The organism is Flavobacterium sp. FlaQc-48, assembly GCF_044007335.1.
Classification (GTDB): Bacteria; Bacteroidota; Bacteroidia; order Flavobacteriales; family Flavobacteriaceae; genus Flavobacterium.
In genome coordinates, this window is sequence record NZ_JBIPCR010000001.1 from 719,917 (window position 1) to 740,760 (window position 20,844).

Genomic DNA, 20,844 nt, shown 5'->3' on the forward strand with positions numbered 1-20,844 from the left:
TCATCGAGTATCTAATGTTTGTAAATAAAAAAATAGTCCTTTTTATCTTATTATGCTTTTGCTTACAAGGCACCTATGCCCAAATTAATAAGCCAAAAACAGCTCCCAAAGAAAAAAAAGACAGTACAGAAGTTTATACCAAAATAAAAAATTACTCGAAAAAGAATAAATTTACACAAACACTTCATAAGCTATTATTCAGGACTAATAAACCACGAAAAAAAGAAACCATCCTGGTACAAAACGATACTACCGATTTTAGTGGAAAAATCATTCGTAACATCAATATTATAACTTTAGACCCTTTTGGGCACTCTATTACCGATACTACCCAAATGCCCAGAAACTGGGGAGAAAGAACAGGAAACAGACTGCATTTAAAAACCAAAAGAATAGCAATTCTTAACTTACTGTTATTTAAAAAAAATAGTATTTATGATACGTATAAAGTACAGGAATCTGAGCGTTTAATACGATCCCAGAAATATGTAACAGCCGTAAGAATTACAAATAAGGTTGCAGGTGTAGCTTCGGACTCCGTTGATGTTACCATTCGCGTTTTAGATTCATGGAGTACTATTCCCAAATTTTCCATTTCCAGTAATCAGGTTTCTTTGGGAATAAAAGAAAAAGATTTTTTTGGTTCAGGTCAGCAACTTGAATACCGGTTTGCCAACAGGTTTGACGACGGAAGAAATGCAAATGAAGTAACGTATACTGTGCCTAATATAAAAAATACATATATAGGAACTACCTTGTATTATAAAATGGACCTGGACAACAATTACATTAAAAGCATCAATGTAGAGCGTCTCTTCTACTCTCCATTGACCAAATGGGCAGGCGGTGTGTATGTAGGTCAGGTTTATAGAAAAGATACTTTGCAGGCACCTGATATGTCTTACGCTTATCAGCCTTTTAAGAATAACTTTCAGGATCTGTGGGCCGGACATGCCAGTAAAGTATTTGAAGACGATAATGGTATCACGAATTTGGTAGCTACCGGACGTTTTTTGAATGTTAATTATGGTGAGTCGCCAACAGATCTCTACGATCCAACACATTTTTATTCTGATGAAAAATTTATTTTAGCCGGAATTGGACTTAACAGACGTAAGTTTATAAAAGACAATTATATTTTCAGAAATGGACAAACGGAGGATGTGCCCATTGGAAGAATCTATGGCATAACATTAGGCTATCAATATAAAAACACCTTTTGGCGCCCTTATGTTGGTGCCCAATTTTCTTTTGGAAATTACTACCGATTAGGTTTTTTAAGTATGAATTTTGAAGCCGGAACCTTCTTTCATCAGTCCAAAACCTATCAGACAGCGTTTTCGATGGAGACCAATTACTTTACAAAGTTATATAGTATAGGAAGATGGAAATTGAGACAATTTGTGAATCCTAAATTGATAATTGGTATAAACCGGGAGAATATTATTGGTGATGAGCTTAATATCAATGAGCAAAATGGCTTAGCAGGTTTCAATAGTGCCATTTACGGAACAAATAAAATGGTCTTGTCGCTTCAGACCCAAACCTACTCTCCGTATGCGCTTTGGGGTTTTCGTATGAATCCATTCTTTAATTATACAATTGCCGGTTTAGGAAGTCCGCATAATGCAATGGGCAATAATAAAGCCTATCAAAAAGTAACCTTAGGCTTATTGATTAGTAATGACTATTTGGTATTTAGTTCCTTTCAGCTTTCTATCTCCTATTATCCCACAATTCCTTATCAGGGAGATAATGTATTTAAAACAAATACTTTTGAAACAACGGACTATGGTTTACAAAGTTTTGAATTGGCAAAACCAAGGGCCGTTGACTATAGATAATAAAATAAACTTCATTTTTTTTTAAAATTTCAAACATTACAAAACGTTTTAAAAATCAATTATTTACAAACAAAAATAACTTTAACTTAATCGTCGAAAAACTTATTTACTCGACGAACTGCATAGGTTTTTCATTTTTGGCACAGTATATGAATATCCCTAAACAGGAATAACATTAATATTAAAACTAAAAAAAATGAAAACAATAAAAATAGCAATCGTAGGATTATTTCTGATCGTTGCAAATGCCACACAAGCCCAAGTATCTATAAATGTTAACATAGGAACACCTCCGGCCTGGGGACCTGCGGGATATGCTGAAATGGAGTATTATTATCTGCCGGACATTGAAGCTTATTATGATGTTAGGGCTTCTCAGTTTATTTATTTCGGTGGAGGAAGATGGGTTAGAACCACTTATTTACCAAGACAATACAGAAACTATGATTTGTACGGAGGTTATAAAGTAGTTTTAAATGATTACCATGGAAGAACACCTTACGCCTATTTTGATCGTCACAGAGTAAAATATTACAAAGGATATCATGGTGCCCCACAAAGACCATACAGACCAAGAGAAGTTTATGGTTACAACGAACGTCGCAATGATCACAGAGATTACAAACGTTACGATGACAGAGGTCATAACAGACACGACAAACACGATAGACATGATCATGATGACAGACACGACCATGATGATCACCGTGGAGGAAGAAGATAATTTTATAAGATCGTAATTTTCAATACAAGAGAGTATCATTTTTTTGATACTCTCTTTTTTTTTGGAATCAATTTTCTTAAAAAAGGAAATCAATAACCAAACATTAACATTTCATTTAAACATTGTTCAAAGATATAATTAGTATTTTTGAAGCTATTTCAAAAACATTTCACTACACCATGCGAAAAATTCAGATTCAAATTCTTATTGTTTTTTTAACGGGAATTTCCATTTCTTTTGCACAACAACCACAAAAACCAAGTTCAGTCGAAATTTACAATCAAATCAAAAAACTAAACTTTTTAGGTTCTGTATTGTATGTTGCGGCTCATCCTGATGACGAAAACACCCGTTTAATTACCTATATGGCAAATGAAATGAATGCCAGAACAGGATACTTATCATTGACTCGTGGTGATGGAGGACAAAACTTAATTGGTCCGCAATTGCGTGAGCTATTAGGGGTTATACGTACTCAGGAATTAATCGAAGCCAGAAAAATTGATGGTGGTGAACAGTTTTTTTCAAGAGCTAATGATTTTGGCTATTCAAAAAATCCGGATGAAACTTTAGAAATCTGGAACAAAGACAAAGTATTGGCTGATGTAGTCTGGACGATTAGAAAATTTCAGCCGGACATAATCATAAATCGATTTGACCACCGTTCTCCGGGTACAACACACGGGCATCACACATCCTCAGCCATGTTAAGTGTAGAAAGTTTTAAGTTGACAAATGATCCCAAAATATATCCGGAACAATTAAAATATGTAAAACCATGGCAGGTAAAACGTCAGTTTTTTAATCCATCGTGGTGGTTTTACGGAAGCCAGGAGAAATTCGATGCTGCTAATAAATCACGATTTACCAAATTGGAAACAGGCGTTTATTATTCCGGAATTGGAAAATCAAATCAGGAAATTGCAGCTCTAAGCCGAAGCCGTCATCAGTCACAAGGTTTCGGAAGTACCGGAGCGCGAGGTGAAGAAACGGAATATTTAGAATTAATTAATGGTGACAATCCTGTAGCGCGTGACAATTTATTTGACGGAATTGATACGAGCTGGAACCGTGTTAAAAACGGAAAACCAATTGGAGATTTAATTACTACTATTATTGCAAAGTATGACTTTAGTAATCCGTCTGCCAGTATTCCTGATTTAGTAAAAGTTTACAGCCTGATTGAAGCCTTAGATGATGATCATTGGAAACCTTTAAAATCGGCTGCAGTAAAAAACATCATCGCATCTTGTTCGGGATTGTATCTTGAAGCGGTTGCAAGTGAGCAAGAAGCAACTCCCGGAAGTGTAATCAAAGTAAGTCTTGAAGCGATTAACAGATCTCCTCTTGAAATGCAATTGACGAGTGTAACATCATTGCCGGACAATAAAAATACAGCTCAGAACATTCTGTTAAAAAATAACAACGACCAAAAATTAGTCCTCAATGTTCAGCTTCCAAATACGATTGAATATACTCAGCCTTATTGGTTAAAAGAAAAAGCAAGCGTAGGAATGTATACGGTGTCAAATCAGGAAAACATTGGAATTCCGGATATCATCCGACAAGCAAAAGTTATTTTTAATGTTAAAATAGAGGGTATTGAAATCCCGTTTGAACGTACTATTGTTTATAAATATAACGATGGTGTAAAGGGCGAAATGTATAATTTTCTGGACATCGTTCCGGAAGTTACCACTTCAATACTGGAAAAAGTTTTAATTTTTGGAAGTACTAAAAGTAAAATGATTCCTGTAAAAGTTCGTGCAGGAAAAGACGGTATTAAAGGAAACTTACAATTGGACTTACCCAATAGCTGGAATGTTTCGCCAAAAGAGATTTCTTTTACTTTAGAAAAAAAAGGAAACGAGCAGATCTTTTATTTTGAAATAACGCCACCTGTAAATCCGGAAGAAGCCGTTGTCAAAAGCATTGCAATTGTTGACAATAAACGTTTTGACAAAGACCAGACCATTATTGATTACAGCCATATTACCAAGCAAATGGTTTTAAAACCGGCTGAATCAAAATGCATTCGAATTGACTTAAAAACAAATGGAGATGCCATTGCTTACATTATGGGGGCGGGCGACGAAGTTCCTGAAAGCCTGACTCAAATGGGATATAAAGTTACGATTATTAAACCCGAAGAAATCACTCCTGAAAAACTGGATTCTTTCAATGTTGTAATGACCGGGATTCGTGCTTACAATACCGTAAACGCTTTGGCACACAAACAAAACATTCTTTTTAATTTTGTCAAAAGCGGAAAGAATATGATTGTACAATACAATACTTATGGCAAAACGGTAACGGATCAGATTGCACCGTATCCGTTAAGAATATCAAATGACCGTGTGACCGAAGAAAATGCAAAAATCACCTTCCTGGCTCCTAATCATCCTATTTTGAACACGCCAAACAAAATTAGCCCGAAAGATTTTGAAGGCTGGACACAAGAACAGGGTTTATATTATCCGGATCAATACGATCCTGCCTTTACTCCTGTTATATCATCGCATGACAAAGGTGAATCTCCTAAAAATGGCGCCCTATTGGTCGCTCCATACGGAAAAGGATACTATATTTACACTGGTTTGAGCTTTTTCAGGGAATTACCCGAAGGCGTTGCCGGAGCTTATCGATTATTATCGAATATGATTTCGTTAAAGCAACCTGTCGAAGCGCCAAAACAGGAAATAAAGAAATAAACATTCAAAATATGGAAGCTAAAAAAACAAAAAAATGGAAAAAAAGCTACACCTATGTTTTGGTGGCCAATGCTATTTACATTGTGATTTTTTTCTTAATCATGCAATTATACTCATAACCTATGCAACTATTTGATTGGATCGTACTTATTGTTACACTTTTATTTATTGTTGGGTACGGTTCCTGGAAAACCAAAGGAAGTAAGAATGTCGAGGATTTCATTCTGGGAAACAACGAAACGCCCTGGTACACCGTTGGGCTTTCGGTTATGGCAACACAGGCCAGTGCTATTACTTTTCTGTCGACTCCGGGACAAGCGTATCATGATGGAATGGGTTTTGTGCAATTCTATTTTGGATTACCAATCGCCATGATTGTGATTTGTGTGACTTTTATTCCGCTATATCATAAAAACAAAGTATTTACCGCTTACGAATTTTTAGAAAAACGATTTGATCTTAAAACACGTTCTCTGGCAGCGATTCTGTTTTTGGTACAAAGAGGTTTAGGGACCGGACTTACTATTTATGCTCCTGCAATTATTTTATCAGCGCTTTTAGGCTGGAATTTAACTCTAATGAATATCATTATTGGTGTTCTCGTAATCATATACACGTTCTCAGGAGGAACAAAAGCCGTAAACGTAACCCAGAAACAACAAATGTTTGTAATCATGTCGGGGATGTTTATTACCTTTTTTCTGATTTTACACTATTTGCCAAACGATATGACTTTTTCAAGTGCGATGCATATTGCAGGTGCCAATGATAAAATGAATATTGTAAATTTCTCTTTCGACCCTGAAGAAAAGTATACTTTCTGGAGTGGTATTACTGGTGGATTTTTTCTTGCCCTCGCCTATTTTGGAACTGATCAGTCTCAGGTTGGACGTTATTTATCCGGCAAGTCGATTCGTGAAAGCCAAATGGGACTAATCATGAACGGACTTTTAAAAGTACCCATGCAATTCTTTATTCTGTTAACCGGAGTTATGGTTTTTGTGTTTTTTCAATTCAATCCGGTGCCTTTAAATTTTAATCCGAATAATAAAATTGTCATTGAAAAATCTATATATAAAGAAGAATATCATGCTTTAGAGAAAAAATTAAGTACCCTTTCTGAAGATAAAAAGGTAATTAACCTCTTGTACATCGACCAGTTGAATCAGGATTTCGACAATCCGATTTTACGAAAAGAATTAGTGACTTTATCTAACAAAGAAAAAGATTTACGCGATCGTGCCAAAGAAATTATTTTAAGAGCTGACAGCAACAGCGAAACCAATGATAAAGATTATGTCTTTTTTCACTTTATACTAAACTATTTACCAAAAGGGCTTATTGGTTTATTATTGGCTGTAATTCTTTCTGCAGCAATGTCATCAACGGCTTCGGGATTAAATGCTTTGGCTTCAACTACAGCAATAGACATTTACAAGCGAAACTTAAAAACTGTAAAATCAGAGAAACATTATCTCAATGCTACTAAATTTTTCACACTGTTCTGGGGAGTTGTGGCAATACTTTTTGCCTGTGTTGGAACCTTGTTTGAAAACTTAATTCAATTGGTGAATATCATTGGTTCTATTTTCTACGGAACTGTTTTAGGAATATTCCTGGTTGGATTCTATCTTCGTCGTGTCAAGGCAAAAGCAATGTTTTACAGCGCTATCATTAGCCAGACTACCATTTTTATCATTTATTATTTCATGATTTACAGACAGGAAAAATTAGGTTATTTATGGCTGAATTTCATTGGGGCCATGTTAACTATTATTCTTGCGTTGTTTATACAAATTGTCTTTTTTAGAAAAGAGCCGGATGTTGAGGAAGTAGTTTTGGAGTAACCATTTTTATTCATTTTTATGAAGGAAACTTTTTATTTTTTTTTGATTTTAAGCTCTAACTTATGCTTCTCTCAATTTGCAATAGTTCATGATGCAGATGGATATGTAAATGTTCGAAACACACCCAAAACAGGAAATAATGTAACTGAAGATAATTCGATCTCCACCCAGCTTTATACCAAATGTTTCGAGAATTTAAATCAGGGGGCCGAAATATTTGAAAAATATCCCGCACTAAAAAATAATCCTTTTTGCTCCATCATTACCTGTAGCTTTTTGCTTTCATATAAGGAAAAAGATATACAAATTGCAGGGGAGAATAGATTAACAGGAATTGCAACTCAATTGTTTAGAGAAGGAAATCCGGTTAATCTGGTTATGGGAATGGAAAGTTTTTTATGGGTAAAAAAGGAAAATGAAAATCTGGAAGACAATAATCATATTGTCTACATTAGTTACGGAGAATGTACAAATCCTTATTACTTAACCAGAGCTGCGGAAATTGTAAATAAACAAACCGAGCTCTTAATTAAACAAGCTTCTTCTAAATAATATCTCTCTTTTTAGGGATAAATTAGCCCTGATGGAAGCGGCATCCTTTTCTGCCGGGGTTCGGCGCAAAAGATAGAGCATACAGCAGGAACAGCTACAAAAAATCAAGACGTAAAGTTCTAATATCCGGTCTTAAATTTGAGTTTTCAAAAGGCTGTAAATTCTTTTCAAATTCTCTATCTTTGAGAAGATACCCTTAAACTTTTAGCCTTATGAAAGATCTGAAAAAATACAGCAATAAAACCAAAGCTGCTTTTATTTTACTTATTGTAATGCTTATAATTTTACTGGGAAACTTTAATACACTACTCAATTCCAAAAATGTAAACAAGAATATTAATGAAATTTACAATGATCGCCTTGTTGTTGCACATTACATTTTTAAATATTCAAAAGAACTTCATTTTATAAAAGCAGATGCCGAAAAAATGAACCTAAGTGATGAAATCAAGAAAAATGAAATCAATCATACTTTAGATATTATTCACAATATTGATGATCTGTACGCTAAAACTGTCCTGACGAATAAAGAAAAACAATATTTCGATGTCTTTCTAAGTTCCTGCAAAGAAATCAACAATCAGGTCGAAAATAAAAACTGGAAACAGATTGCGATTTCAAGTGCTAATGCACTAAAAACTTTAGAATCTTTATCACAAATTCAGATTGAGGAAGGCAAAGCGAAATTGGCAAGCGCAAATGCGATGTACAACAAAAATAATAGTCTGGGACAGTTGCAAATTGCCTTACTGATCATTTTAGGCGGCATTACTTTTTATTTGCTTATTGTCAAAAAGATAAAAAGAAATATTAAAATTCCGGAACCCCCAAGTTTAAATTAACTTTCTATACCTGCTGTTTACTTTAGTTTTCTTTCTTCTTCAAGGATAGAAAGATCATTGATGCTGGCGAATCTTTTTTGCATAAGGCCATTAGAATCAAATTCCCAATTTTCGTTTCCATAAGCCCTAAACCAATGCCCGTCCGGATTTTGATATTCGTATTCAAATCGAACCGCAATTCGGTTTTCAGTATGGGCCCAATATTCTTTTTTTAACTTATAATGGTGCTCTTTTTTCCATTTTTGGGTCAGGAAATGAACGATTTCTTCTCTTCCGTTTACAAATTCATTTCTGTTTCTCCATTCGCTGTCAAGAGTATAAGCTTTGGAAACACGTTCAGGATCCTTGCTGTTCCAGGCCTCTTCGGCCAACTTAATTTTTTCTAGTGCCGTTTCGTATGTGAAGGGTGGCAAAGGCAGTTTTTGTTCCATTTTTATGAAATTAAAGTTTGAATGATTTTTTTTGATTGTTCTATAAGCTGATTGGATTTGAATACCTGACTTTCGATAATGCTGCTTTCAAACAGCAGATAAATATGATCTGCCAAAAGATGATCAGCTATAATGTTCCTAAAATAATGTTGCAGGTCTGTTTTATGACTTTGAATAACCTGTATTATTTTTACATTATCCGAAGGGATCTCAGAAAGAATATTTAAAAAACTGCATCCTCTGAAGTTTTCATTCTGATTCATGAAAATTAAAAAATTAAACGAAGCTAAAACTTTTGATTTTGAATCTTTCTCCTTACTGCTGAATTTTTCCAGCGCATCGAACCAAAACAAATGCCGTTGACTTAAAAAAGCAACACATAAATCCTCTTTAGATTTAAAATGCTGATAAAAACTTGCCTTTGCCACTTTTGCTTCTTCAATAATCTGATTGATACCGGTGGCATTATATCCTTGCTTATGAAATAAAACAGAGACTGTATCTAAAATTCTTTCTTTGGGCTGCATTCCTGCTATATTTAGAATAGCAAATATAGGTATTTTGCTTAAAAATACAGACAAGTCTGTCTATATTTTTTCTAAAAAAAAATCCAAATTCCAAAACTTTATTTAAGTTTTGGAATTTGGATTTTAGAATATTCGAAATGGCTTTACTCAGAGGATTATTATCTGCTCCATTCAGCAATACTGTCTTTATTCAATTTTACGTAATCCTGATTTTTAGCTACTTCAGCAGCAGCAAGAGAAGCTTTTGCAGTTTCTACCGCTCCTTTTTTGTCGCCTTGTTTTGCCTGGATTTGTGATTTTAGCCTTAAAATGAAATAGGGTTTGTCAGTACTCATATCTAAAGATTTATCTACATAAGTTCTGGCTGTTTCGATATTTCCGTTTGATTGAAACAAATACGTAGCCGCAGCAAAATAATCATTTGAAGTTGGTCCGGCCAGCGTTTTTTCGATACTTGCAGTAGCTACTTTTGCTGTTGGAACTTCAAATTTTAAAGCAACATGTGAGTTTTCCCAAGCCATATCCAGGTAAGCAAAATTAGGATCGATGCCACTAATTCCGATAGTAAATGTCTCTAATGGTGTTGGTAAAGCATCTTCTTTTACAGTAGTTCTTAATGCTACATAAGCATCGCTCCAGTTTTCAGGCAGTCCCCAGTTGTCAGTAGAAAGATAAAAAATAACTTCCCAGCTTTCGATTTTAGGAATAGTATAAATTGCATATTTCCCTTTTTTCAATGTTTTACCATCGATCACCACATCATCACTAAAATTAATGATGGTATTTTCATTAGCTCCGGTTCTCCATAATTTTCCAAACGGAACCAGGTTTCCAAATACCGCTCTTCCCCTTGCACCGGGTCTTGAATACGTTACTTCAACATCTGTTAATCCAACAGTTTGCTTTATATAAGCCTTTGGACTCGCTTGTGGCGTTTTTATTTGTGCTTCTGTAGCAAAAGGTGCCAGAATAATGGCGAATGCAATAAGTAGTTTTTTCATTATTTAGGAGTTTATTTGTTTTTGTTCAAATTTACAAATTCAATTACCGAACAAATGTTAAATTTTATATAATTCAGTCCTTTAACTGTGATATTTTTTGAGCGTTTAGCTCGCTAAAATGATTGATAATCATATCCGCTTCTGACAAATCCTGCAACTTAGAATGATGACTGTTATATCCTACACAATAAATTCCTGCCGCTTTTGCTGCCTTTACACCGTTTGTACTGTCTTCAATGATAATACAATTTTCTTTTGGAGCAAGTGATAAAGAAGCTGCATGGTTAAAAATTGCCGGATTTGGTTTTGATTGCGGAAAATCTTCTCCACTAACAATAGCTGTAAAATATTGATGTAAATTAAATCTTGTAAATACCCTTTCAATAGTCACTTTTGAAGCTGAAGAAGCTAAAATTAATTGTATTCCGTTAGCGTATAAATCTTGAATCAAATCTTCAACGCCTTCCAGTAAATATAAATCTTCTTTCGTGTCGAAAGCATCATTAAAAATACTTCTTTTTCTCTGGATCAAATCCTCTACTTCATGTTCTATCGTTGGAAAAAATCCTTTCAGGCTTTGAAATGTATTTCGGGTCGAAAATCCCGTAAACGAAGTATACATCTCTTCACTTACGATGATATCTAATTCTGAAAATTGTTTGTAATAGGCATAACGGTGAACTGGTTCAGTGTCTACAATTACACCATCCATATCAAAAATTACTGTTTTTATCATTTTTTTCTTTTAAAGGTACTTGAGGTTCTGAGCAACAAAGGTTCAAAGTTTCTTTTTATTCAGCTTTCAAACTATTCTGTTATTACAACTTTGAAAAATGCCTGTTAAAAACCAGAAACTTGAAACAAAATTTTATTCTTTTTTAAGCAAATGTCTGATCACGGTTTCGGCTACATGAAGACCAAATAAGCCCGGCATATAACTATTCGTTCCGTAGAATGATTTTTTGAAATTTTTCCCATCCGTTAGCTTTAAGCTTTTTTCGTCCTGTATTTCAGAGGAGAAAACTACTTTTAGTTTGTTTATTTTTTCTGCTCTTAAGCGTTTTCTTATGGTTTTAGAAAAGTAGCAGTTAATCGTTTTCGAGATATCCGTCACTTTTACTTTTGAAGCCAGCATTTTTCCTCCGGCGCCCATGCTGCTTATAATTTTAACTCTTTTGCGTTTTGCTGCTATGATTAAATTTAATTTTGGAGTAATACTGTCAATACAATCCAATACATAATCAAATTCAGGTGAAACGATTTCAAAGGCTCTTTCAGGAGATAAAAATTCCTGTACACGGGTTAGTTTCAATTCCGGATTAATATCCATTAAACGATCGCCAACAATTGTAATTTTTGGTTGTCCTACAGTCGAATGCAAAGCCGGTAACTGTCTGTTGATATTGGTAATGTCTACAACATCTCCGTCTACAATAGTCATACTCCCTACTCCTGCCCTTGCTAAAAATTCAGCTGCAAATGATCCGACTCCTCCTAAACCCACTACCAAAACATTTGAGTTTTGCAAGTTTTGTAATCCTTCTTTTGTAAATAAAAGCTCGGCTCTTTCTGTCCACTCTGCCATATATATTCTTTTGTTATTTTTGTTTGTTTTTTTATTATTGTTTCAATTTTCAGGTCTCAGGTTCTGATCTATAGCTTCTACATTTATTTCTCAAATACAATTGCAAAATTACTTGAGATAAGCTCTTTTAACCCTTTAATTGTTATATTCTTATATTCTGATGCTAAATTATAAACTTCGCTAATTCCTTCTTCGATGGTATCCGTTTCCAGAAAAAAACGATCGTTTGGAATATGCTGAAAAACAGTTTTTAAATCCGGATTTCTTAATAAGTATTTTCCAAATGAAAGATAAAATCCTGCTGTAATTAACTGATTGGCAATGTGGTTGTTTTTCGAAAAACCGTGAATAATCATCGGGACTGAAATTTTCATTTTCTTTTTGATTGCGATCACTTCCTGAAAAGCGGCAACACAATGTATAACGACAGGTTTTTTATATTTTTCGGCTAAAGCCAATTGTTTTTCGAAAACTACAATTTGTTCTTCCAACGGAATTTCAATGCGTTTATCCAAACCACATTCTCCAATAGCGAGGCAATTTACGGTTTGCAGTTTTTCTTCGATAATTTTTAAATCAGTATCAATTTGGTCTTGCTTTATATACCAGGGATGAATTCCAATCGAATAAAAAGGAATCGAAGCATCAAACTCTTGCGGATACTGATTCACCAATTCTAAAATATTAGACTGATTCGTAAATTGATGGGTATGACAATTAAAGAATTCCATTAATGAAATGTTTTAACCCCTGCTTTTATTTCCACATTCAAATCATTTTCTAAAGGAACAAGCGGGCAGGAATACTTATGATTATAAGCGCAATACGGATTGTAAGCCTGATTAAAATCAACTGCAATTGTGTTTCCTTTCGGGATCTTCAAGTCGATGTATCTTCCGCCAATGTAACTTTCCTTTCCGGACGTTAAATCTGAAAAAGGCAGGAATAAATGATCTTTATACTCTTTGGTTTTCGAAAGTTCTATATTACGATATACATTAAGCTTAATCGGCACATCATCTATTGTAAAATATAATGTTCCGTATTTAATATATTTTGGTGTTCTTGTTCCGGTAGTTTTCATTTCGAAAACTTTTTCATTTTTTGCTTTTTCAAATTTTGCATTGACAAAATATTTCCCATTAACAGGATAAAAATCTAAACTTTGAAAAGTTTTTAAATCTTCTTCCATTAACGGACTTGTCTTAGGATCAGCATATTCACCATTGATTGTCTTTTGAAATTTTTCAGTTTCTTTCTGATCAAATTTATTTTGAGCAAAACAGAAATTAACAATCAGCAACACTAAAAAAGCAATTACATTTTTCATCTTGGAAATTTTGAGCAAAAATAGTTTAAAAGTAACAAAGCAACAACCACAGATCACTACAAAGTTTCCTAACTTTGTTGCAAATAACTCATTTATAATGCTCAAAACCGCTTTTGGTCACTACATCAATAATTTTAAAGGATTTTCAAGAGAAATTTGGATACTTGCTATTGTTACCTTTATTAATCGTGCCGGCACAATGGTGCTTCCTTTTTTATCCAAATATTTAAAAGAAGATCTTCAGTTTACTTATAATCAGGTAGGCTGGATTATGGTCGCATTTGGTTTAGGATCGATGTTAGGTTCGTGGTTGGGTGGAAAATTATCCGATAAGATTGGGTTTTACAAAATCATGATTTTTAGTTTGTTTACCAGTGGGGTTTCGCTATTCTTCATACAGTATATCACTACTTTCTGGGCTTTGTGTATTGCAATGTTTATCTTAATGGCCATTGCGGATATGTTTAGACCTGCTATGTTTGTTTCGCTTGGTGCTTATGCTAAACCCGAAAACAGGACCCGTGCTTTAACTTTAGTGCGTTTGGCGGTAAATCTTGGTTTCGCGGCCGGTCCGGCTTTGGGAGGATTAATTATTATGGGAATTGGATATTCTGGTCTATTTTGGGTGGATGGTGCTTCCTGTATCGTTTCTATTTCAATTTTCGCTTTATTGGTTAAGGAAAAGAAAAAAGCTATTCACGAAGATAAAACAGAAAGTGCAGCAGAAATAAAATCGGTTTTTCATGATAAAATCTTTTGGGTTTTCTTATTTGTAAGTTTTGTTACCGCAATGATTTTCTTTCAGCTTTTTACAACATTACCTTTATATCATAACGAGAAATTTGGCCTGAGTGAATTTCAGACCGGTTTATTAATGACATTAAACGGGCTTTTGATCTTTTCTTTAGAAATGCCAATTGTGGGTTTTATGGAAAGAAAAGCCTTTGCCAAAATACGGATTATCATTCTTGGATCTTTTATAATGGCGTTGAGTTTCTTTCTATTATTAATTAACGTTTGGGCCGGAATGCTTGTTATCAGTATGATTTGTATTTCGATTGGAGAGGTTCTTACCTTTCCTTTTTCAAATGCATTTGCATTAAGCCGTGCACCGCGCGGTCAGGAGGGCCGTTACATGGCACTTTATACCATGAGTTTTAGTCTCGCCCATATCATCAGTTCAAAAGTTGGATTCGAAATTATTTCCCGTTTAGGATACCAAATCAATTGGCTCTTTATGGCTTCTATCGGAGTTGTTGCAACACTTTGCTGCATCTGGATTAAAAAAGCTTTACGCGACGAGAAAGTTTCTTAGTATCTTTTTTATCATAACAAATCACTACAATTCAATTAATTAGTCTTTAATTCGAATCGATTTTCCGTATACTAAATTGAAAACAAACGCGTTTTTTAGTTAAATAACTATATTTATAGTTGTGTAACTAAAAAAATAGTTGTAGGTTTGAATTAAAATTAGAAAACATGCAAAAGTTAACGAACAAGGAAGAGGAAATAATGCACATTTTATGGAAACTTAAAAAAGCATTTGTAAAAGAAGTTCAGGCAGAAATCACGGAAGATCAACCGCATTACAATACATTATCTACTATTGTGCGCAATCTTGAAGAGAAAGGTTTTGTGGGGCACAATGCATTTGGAAACACACATCAGTATTATCCTCTAATTACTTTAGAAGCGTACAGTAAAAAATACATGAAAACTGCTATTGACAACTATTTTAATAGCTCATATAAAAATATGGTTTCATTTTTTGCTAAAGAAGAAAAAATTTCAGCAGACGAATTACGGGAAATTCTTGCCATGATTGAAAATCCACAAGAAGAAAAATAATACTTATGGAAGCACTTTTTACTTATATCATTAAATCAGGCGGATTGCTAATATTGTTTTATTGTGCTTATTATTTTTTATTGCGCAAAGAAACTTTTTTTAATAGTAACAGGTGGTTCTTGCTAGGCGGTTTGTTTACATCGGTAATTTTGCCTTTTATTGTTTATACCAAAACGGTTTGGATTGATCCGGCTCCGGTTTCAGATAACAACTATCAAATTTACGCTCCACCGGCTAATCCGGGTACCCCTTTTGTTATAGATTGGAATCTCGCCTTAATCGTTATTTATAGTATTGGTTTTCTGGCTTTAATGATAAAACTTGCTTTCGATTTCTATAGTTTAAATTCTGTTTTGAAAGGTAAAAAAATACAACAGCAAGCCGATTTTAAATTTATAGACGTAAAAGAAAACATTGCCCCCTTCTCCTATTTTGAATATATTGTTTACAACTCATCATTGTACAGCGCTTCAGAATTAGAAAGTATTATTGAACATGAAAAAGTACATAGTGAACAAAATCATACGATTGACGTTTTGGTTTCCAGAATGTTTTGTGTTCTGTTTTGGTTCAATCCCATCATCTGGCTTTACAAAAAATCTGTCCTGCAAAACCTTGAGTTTATTGCTGATAGTGAAGCTGCTCAAAAAATAGCCGATAAAAAAGCGTATCAATACACGCTTTTAAAAATAACAACACATGAAAATTGTGTTGCCATTACCAATCATTTCTATCAATCATTAATCAAAAAACGAATCATTATGTTAAACAAAAATCAATCAAAAAAGAGAAATTCCTGGAAATTTGGAGTTATCATTCCCGCACTTGCAGCCTTTGTGCTTTTATTTCAGGTCGAAGTAATTGCAAAAGAAAAAGAATTAGTTAAAAGAGAAGTTTCAATAAAACTTTCCAAAGAAAAAATTGCTGCTACAGATGTTTACAAAATCAGGAAAAACACAACAGATCAGGAATTAAAAGTAATGAGTGAAACCTTAAAGCAGAAATATGGTTTTGATGTAGTGGTATCTGATTTAAAACGTAATGCAGATAATGAATTAACCTCCTTCAAATTAGATCTTACAAAAGGTTCTAAACTGTCAAAAACTTTTCAAATTGGTGGAAGCAAAGCTATTAATGACTGCGGAATAATTGTAACAACTAATCATGATGGTTCTAACAAGATTAGTTTTATGACCGATAATGATATCAGCGCTACAAAAATAACGCAACAGCTTAAAGCTGAAGAAAAGGAGGATTCAAACCCAAATCCTCATAATAATTCAAACAAGAACACTAACGCAAATCAAGATAATAATGCTGAAGCTAATCGTAATCCTAATAAAATTGCTAGTGCAGGTACTAGTACAAATGTTATAAATACTGACACAAATACTTCTGTTACTGTCCATGTAAATAGTGACACCAAAACAGGTACAGTTATCAAGGTATCTTCTAAAAAAGACGGGAACACAAAAGAGCTAACGCAATTAGTTGTTGTTGATGGTGTGGTAATTTCTGAACCGGTAACCATTGAAGAACTGGAAGAATTAAATATCAAAACAATGGATGTTTACAAAGGTTCTCAGGCCATTGTTAAATTTGGTGAGCAAGGGAAAAATGGTGTAATTGTAATTGAAACTAAAAAATGATTTCATTGCATAAAAAAATAAATCATGCAAAAGCTAACCAATAAAGAAGAGGAAATCATGCATATTTTATGGAAGCTTAAAAAAGCATTCGTAAAAGAAATTCAGGCAGAGATTACTGAAGATCAACCACACTATAATACATTATCAACCATAGTACGTAATCTTGAAGAGAAAGGCTTTGTAGGGCATAATGCTTTTGGAAACACTCATCAGTATTATCCGGTGGTAACATTAGAGTCTTACAGTAAAAAGTATATGAATACTGCGATTGACAACTATTTTAATAGTTCATATAAAAATATGGTTTCGTTTTTTGCTCAGGAAGAAAAAATTTCAGCAGCTGAATTGCGCGAGATTTTAGCTATGATCGAATCTCCAATACAAGAAGAAAAATAATCATCATGGAAACACTTTTCATTTTTATCGCAAAATCAAGTTTATTGTTAGTATTGTTTTATTGTGCTTATTATTTTTTACTTCGTAAAGAAACTTTTTTTAATAGCAGCAGATGGTTTTTATTAGCAGGTCTCATTACTTCAGTTATTTTACCATTTTTGTTTTATACAAAAATTATCTGGATTGAACCTGCTCCTGTTCCTGCCCGAATTATGACCAATGCAGTTTCGGCTTTAAACTATTCTCATGCCTATATTCCGCATAATATTCAAAATGAAGCCTTTGAAATTAATTGGAATTACGTTCTGCTTGCAGTTTATATTCTTGGTTTTACTGCCCTGGTTATAAAATTTGCAGTTGATTTTTATAGTTTAAGTTCCGTTTTAAAAGGTAAAAAAATACAACAACAAGCCGATTTTAAATTTGTAGACATTAACGAAAATATTGCCCCGTTTTCTTATTTTGACTATATCGTATACAATTCATCAATGTACACGGCCGCAGAATTAGAAAATATTATTGAACATGAAAAAGTACATAGCGATCAAAATCATACCGTAGACGTATTGGTTTCGAGAGTGTTCTGTGTGTTATTTTGGTTCAATCCTATTATTTGGCTGTATAAAAAAGCGATTCTGCAAAACCTTGAATTTATTGCTGATAGCGAAGCTGCCAAAAACATATCAGACAAAAAAGCGTATCAATACACGCTTTTAAAAATTACAACACATGAAAGCTGTGTTGCCATCACCAATCATTTTTACCAATCATTAATCAAAAAACGAATTGTCATGTTAAACAAAAATCAATCAAAAAAACGAAATTACTGGAAATATTACGCCATAATTCCGGCACTTGTAGCTTTTGTGCTTTTATTTCAAATTAAAACTGTTGCACAAGAAAAAGAACGCAAAGAAAATCAGGAAGTTGTTGAAAAGGAAGATCCAATTCATGTTTTAAAAATTCAAAAAAATACCACTGATCAGGAATTAAAAGAAATTGCTGAAAAATTAAAAAAAGATCATAACATTGATATGGTGGTGTCAAATGTAAAAAGAAACTCTAATAATGAGTTAACAGCGATTAAAGTTGAAATACAAAAGGGAACCGGAGATGCTCAAACTCTTGAGATTGAAGGAAATCACCCAATTAAAAATTGTGGAATTGTAGTTTCATCTGAAGCAAATGGTTCTGCAAAAGTGGGAATCCTTACAGATGACAAACCCACGGCAATAGGAAATCGCATTGTAGAAGTTAGTGAAACCCATGTTCCTGAATCGATGACAGTGCCAACTCCGCCTGTTCCGCCCACACCTCCGTCAACAGCATCATTACCACCGGCGCCGATTGCTCCGATAGCACCTGTATTACCAAAAGAGCTAATGATTCCTCCTCCGCCAAATAGGTCAAAAATGCCAAAGCCACCGGTACCTCCAAAAAATCATGAAGATAAAGTTGCGATGAAAGATTTTGAAAAAAAGATGGAAGAATTTGATAAGAAAATGGAAGCTTTTGAACCACAATTAGCTGCTTATGAGAAACAGGTAGATGAAATCATGTCTAAACGTGAGCTTGGTTACGATAAAGAAATGGAAAAGTTCGAAATTGCAATGGAAAAATTTCAAGCAGATATGGACAAATACAGCGCCAGTATCGAAAAGCAATTTGGACCTGATTTTGAAAAAAAGATGGAGCAATTCGAAAAAGATATGAAGCAATATGAAAAAGAAATGAAACTTCATGAAAAAGACATGAAACTTCATGAAAAAGAAATGAAACTTCATGAAAAAGATCTAAAAAGAAACGAAAGAGAGAGTAAAAGATCCTAATTAATTCTAATTTACAGATGAAAAAATCCTTTCTTCTCGCCTTATTATTACTTGTTGTTAATTGGTCTTTTAGCCAAAAAAAGGAGAATAAATTAATTGAACAAAAAATTGATCAATACATTAAGGAAGTAATAGCTATAAATGAAATTCCAGGAGTCGCATTGGCGGTTATCAAAGATGGAAAAATCATTTATGAAAAATATTATGGAAAAGCTTCTCTGGAAGAAAATAAAGCAGTGGATAAAAACACTGCTTTTAAAATTTTCTCTACTACAAAACTCATTACAAATGTTGGTGTGTTTCAGCTGATAGAACAAGGAAAATTATCATTAGAAGACCCTCTTTCTAAATACATTGACAATCTCCCAAAAGAATGGCAAACTATCCAAGTAAAAAATTTGCTATCACATTCTTCTGGCTTACCTAATATTATTATGTTCGAAGATATCGCCATTACATTGCCATTCGACAAAAAACTAGCCATACTATCCACAAAACCAATGGAGTTTGTAACAGGAAGTGAATACCGATACAATCAGACCAATTACTTATTCCTGACTAAAATCATCGAGAAAATCACAGGTTTCACTTTTGATGACTACATCTTAAAAAACCAATTTCCATCGATGAAATCAGGTATTTATTTTTCCTCAAACTTCGGGGAAAATTTACCTTATAGCACTCCCAGGTATAATTATAACAGCAAAACCAATAAGTACATAAAAAATACTTCCAACTTTGGATTTGATGCTCATTCGGCTAACGGTTTAAATATTACATTGCCAAATTTTATTCGCTGGAATGATAATCTGGATAAAGAGGTTTATATCAAAACAGAAACGAAATATTCGATGTGGAAACCCTTTACTTTTACGAACAACACCGATCGTTTCGCTTATGGTTGGGAAATAGTTCCGGTAAACAAAGTTTTGTCTTATGGTTTTACCGGAGGCAATGAAACGGCTTTTAGAAAATTCCCTGACCATAATTTAACGATTATATTTTTATCAAACGGACATAAATATTCTGCTTTGTATGTTCAAAGTCAGGTTATCAACCATGTTGCTTCCATTGTAGACAAAACCTTGACAGATGAGTATTATCTTGCCGGTGAAAAAATAAATCAGGATTTTTTAAAACTCGACATCGCAAAAGCAGAACAAAATTACCAAAATATAAAAAATAGTAATCCGGATTGGAATTTTGAATACCGATTAAATGTTATTGCTTATACCCTGATCGATTACGGAAGACTAAACGACGGCATCAGGCTTTTAGAATTAAACACAAAAGAAAACCCAAAATCCGGAAATGCCTTTGACAGTTTAGCTGACGGTTATTTTAGAAATAATCAGTTCGAAGCTTCAAAAGAAAATTATAAAAAGTCATTAGAACTAAAACAGGATAACTCTAATGCCAAAGAAATGCTGGAAAAGATCGAAAAAATTTTAACTAAAAAATCGTAAATCAATCTTCATAAAACCGAATACATTCATACTTATTATAGTAGAAACACTCAAAAAAGACTTTGCCTAATCGCAAGGTCTTTTTTTATATCTTTGAGCAAAATTGATCCGCCATGTATAAAATTTTAGCCAAACTAAATAAAATTCTTTTACCCAGTTTTACCAAACAAGGTTTAGATATTTCAAAAGCAAAAAAATGGCAAATGGCTATTATTGGTTATCGTGCTTATGTAACTAAAAGAGCTTTAGGATAATTAGA

20 protein-coding genes are annotated in these 20,844 nt (G+C 33.6%); 13 read left to right on the forward strand and 7 right to left on the reverse strand.

Annotated elements, in window-relative coordinates; translation table 11 throughout:
- The first annotated feature begins 14 nt into the window (after window positions 1-14).
- From ACHRWY_RS03130 to ACHRWY_RS03155, 6 genes are all read left to right on the forward strand, one after another.
- Window positions 15-1,844 (forward strand): hypothetical protein, encoded by a 1,830-nt coding sequence (locus ACHRWY_RS03130; protein ID WP_395352397.1) that lies wholly within the window; start codon window positions 15-17, stop codon window positions 1,842-1,844.
- A gap of 196 nt (window positions 1,845-2,040) precedes the next feature.
- Window positions 2,041-2,568: a hypothetical protein gene (locus ACHRWY_RS03135; RefSeq protein WP_395352399.1), complete on the forward strand. Its 528-nt coding sequence runs from the start codon at window positions 2,041-2,043 to the stop codon at window positions 2,566-2,568.
- Window positions 2,569-2,747: 179 nt separating this feature from the next.
- Entirely contained in the window at window positions 2,748-5,279 is a 2,532-nt protein-coding gene (locus tag ACHRWY_RS03140) for a PIG-L family deacetylase (RefSeq protein ID WP_395352505.1), read from the forward strand.
- 122 nt (window positions 5,280-5,401) lie between these two features.
- Complete coding sequence (locus ACHRWY_RS03145) at window positions 5,402-7,126, forward strand: sodium:solute symporter (protein WP_395352401.1); 1,725 nt, start codon at window positions 5,402-5,404, stop codon at window positions 7,124-7,126.
- 18 nt (window positions 7,127-7,144) lie between these two features.
- Window positions 7,145-7,678: a hypothetical protein gene (locus tag ACHRWY_RS03150; protein ID WP_395352403.1), complete on the forward strand. Its 534-nt coding sequence runs from the start codon at window positions 7,145-7,147 to the stop codon at window positions 7,676-7,678.
- Window positions 7,679-7,890: 212 nt separating this feature from the next.
- Entirely contained in the window at window positions 7,891-8,520 is a 630-nt protein-coding gene (locus ACHRWY_RS03155) for an MCP four helix bundle domain-containing protein (protein WP_395352405.1), read from the forward strand.
- Window positions 8,521-8,537: 17 nt separating this feature from the next.
- Here the strand turns inward: ACHRWY_RS03155 and ACHRWY_RS03160 are convergent, their stop codons facing one another.
- The 7 genes from ACHRWY_RS03160 to ACHRWY_RS03190 all read right to left on the reverse strand — a co-directional run bounded on the left by ACHRWY_RS03160 (window position 8,538) and on the right by ACHRWY_RS03190 (window position 13,394).
- Window positions 8,538-8,951 (reverse strand): DUF1348 family protein, encoded by a 414-nt coding sequence (locus ACHRWY_RS03160; RefSeq protein ID WP_395352407.1) that lies wholly within the window; start codon window positions 8,949-8,951, stop codon window positions 8,538-8,540.
- A 2-nt stretch (window positions 8,952-8,953) separates the two neighbouring features.
- Window positions 8,954-9,478 carry a TetR/AcrR family transcriptional regulator gene (locus tag ACHRWY_RS03165; RefSeq protein ID WP_395352409.1) on the reverse strand — a complete coding sequence of 175 codons (525 nt, stop codon included), beginning with the start codon at window positions 9,476-9,478 and terminating at the stop codon, window positions 8,954-8,956.
- A gap of 158 nt (window positions 9,479-9,636) precedes the next feature.
- Window positions 9,637-10,479 (reverse strand): DUF2911 domain-containing protein, encoded by an 843-nt coding sequence (locus ACHRWY_RS03170; protein WP_395352411.1) that lies wholly within the window; start codon window positions 10,477-10,479, stop codon window positions 9,637-9,639.
- Window positions 10,480-10,552: 73 nt separating this feature from the next.
- Complete coding sequence (locus tag ACHRWY_RS03175) at window positions 10,553-11,215, reverse strand: HAD family hydrolase (protein WP_395352413.1); 663 nt, start codon at window positions 11,213-11,215, stop codon at window positions 10,553-10,555.
- A gap of 132 nt (window positions 11,216-11,347) precedes the next feature.
- A complete protein-coding gene (locus ACHRWY_RS03180) occupies window positions 11,348-12,064 on the reverse strand; it encodes a ThiF family adenylyltransferase (protein WP_395352415.1) in 717 nt (238 codons plus the stop codon).
- Between the two features lie 83 nt (window positions 12,065-12,147).
- Entirely contained in the window at window positions 12,148-12,795 is a 648-nt protein-coding gene (locus ACHRWY_RS03185; protein ID WP_395352417.1) for a TatD family hydrolase, read from the reverse strand.
- Window positions 12,795-13,394 carry a DUF1684 domain-containing protein gene (locus ACHRWY_RS03190; protein WP_395352419.1) on the reverse strand — a complete coding sequence of 200 codons (600 nt, stop codon included), beginning with the start codon at window positions 13,392-13,394 and terminating at the stop codon, window positions 12,795-12,797. Before ACHRWY_RS03190 ends, ACHRWY_RS03185 begins: the two co-directional genes overlap by 1 nt.
- 97 nt (window positions 13,395-13,491) lie before the next feature.
- Here ACHRWY_RS03190 and ACHRWY_RS03195 point away from each other — a divergent pair, with 97 nt between their 5' ends.
- From ACHRWY_RS03195 to ACHRWY_RS03225, 7 genes are all read left to right on the forward strand, one after another.
- Window positions 13,492-14,709, forward strand: a complete 1,218-nt coding sequence (locus tag ACHRWY_RS03195) for an MDR family MFS transporter (protein ID WP_395352421.1) — start codon at window positions 13,492-13,494, stop codon at window positions 14,707-14,709.
- A 167-nt stretch (window positions 14,710-14,876) separates the two neighbouring features.
- Window positions 14,877-15,245 (forward strand): BlaI/MecI/CopY family transcriptional regulator, encoded by a 369-nt coding sequence (locus ACHRWY_RS03200; RefSeq protein ID WP_395352423.1) that lies wholly within the window; start codon window positions 14,877-14,879, stop codon window positions 15,243-15,245.
- Between the two features lie 5 nt (window positions 15,246-15,250).
- A complete protein-coding gene (locus tag ACHRWY_RS03205) occupies window positions 15,251-16,894 on the forward strand; it encodes a M56 family metallopeptidase (RefSeq protein WP_395352425.1) in 1,644 nt (547 codons plus the stop codon).
- A gap of 24 nt (window positions 16,895-16,918) precedes the next feature.
- A complete protein-coding gene (locus ACHRWY_RS03210) occupies window positions 16,919-17,290 on the forward strand; it encodes a BlaI/MecI/CopY family transcriptional regulator (RefSeq protein ID WP_395352427.1) in 372 nt (123 codons plus the stop codon).
- A gap of 5 nt (window positions 17,291-17,295) precedes the next feature.
- Window positions 17,296-19,119 (forward strand): M56 family metallopeptidase, encoded by a 1,824-nt coding sequence (locus ACHRWY_RS03215; RefSeq protein ID WP_395352429.1) that lies wholly within the window; start codon window positions 17,296-17,298, stop codon window positions 19,117-19,119.
- A gap of 17 nt (window positions 19,120-19,136) precedes the next feature.
- Window positions 19,137-20,585 (forward strand): serine hydrolase, encoded by a 1,449-nt coding sequence (locus ACHRWY_RS03220; RefSeq protein WP_395352431.1) that lies wholly within the window; start codon window positions 19,137-19,139, stop codon window positions 20,583-20,585.
- Between the two features lie 113 nt (window positions 20,586-20,698).
- Window positions 20,699-20,839, forward strand: a complete 141-nt coding sequence (locus tag ACHRWY_RS03225) for a hypothetical protein (RefSeq protein WP_056209078.1) — start codon at window positions 20,699-20,701, stop codon at window positions 20,837-20,839.
- Window positions 20,840-20,844: the final 5 nt, after the last annotated feature.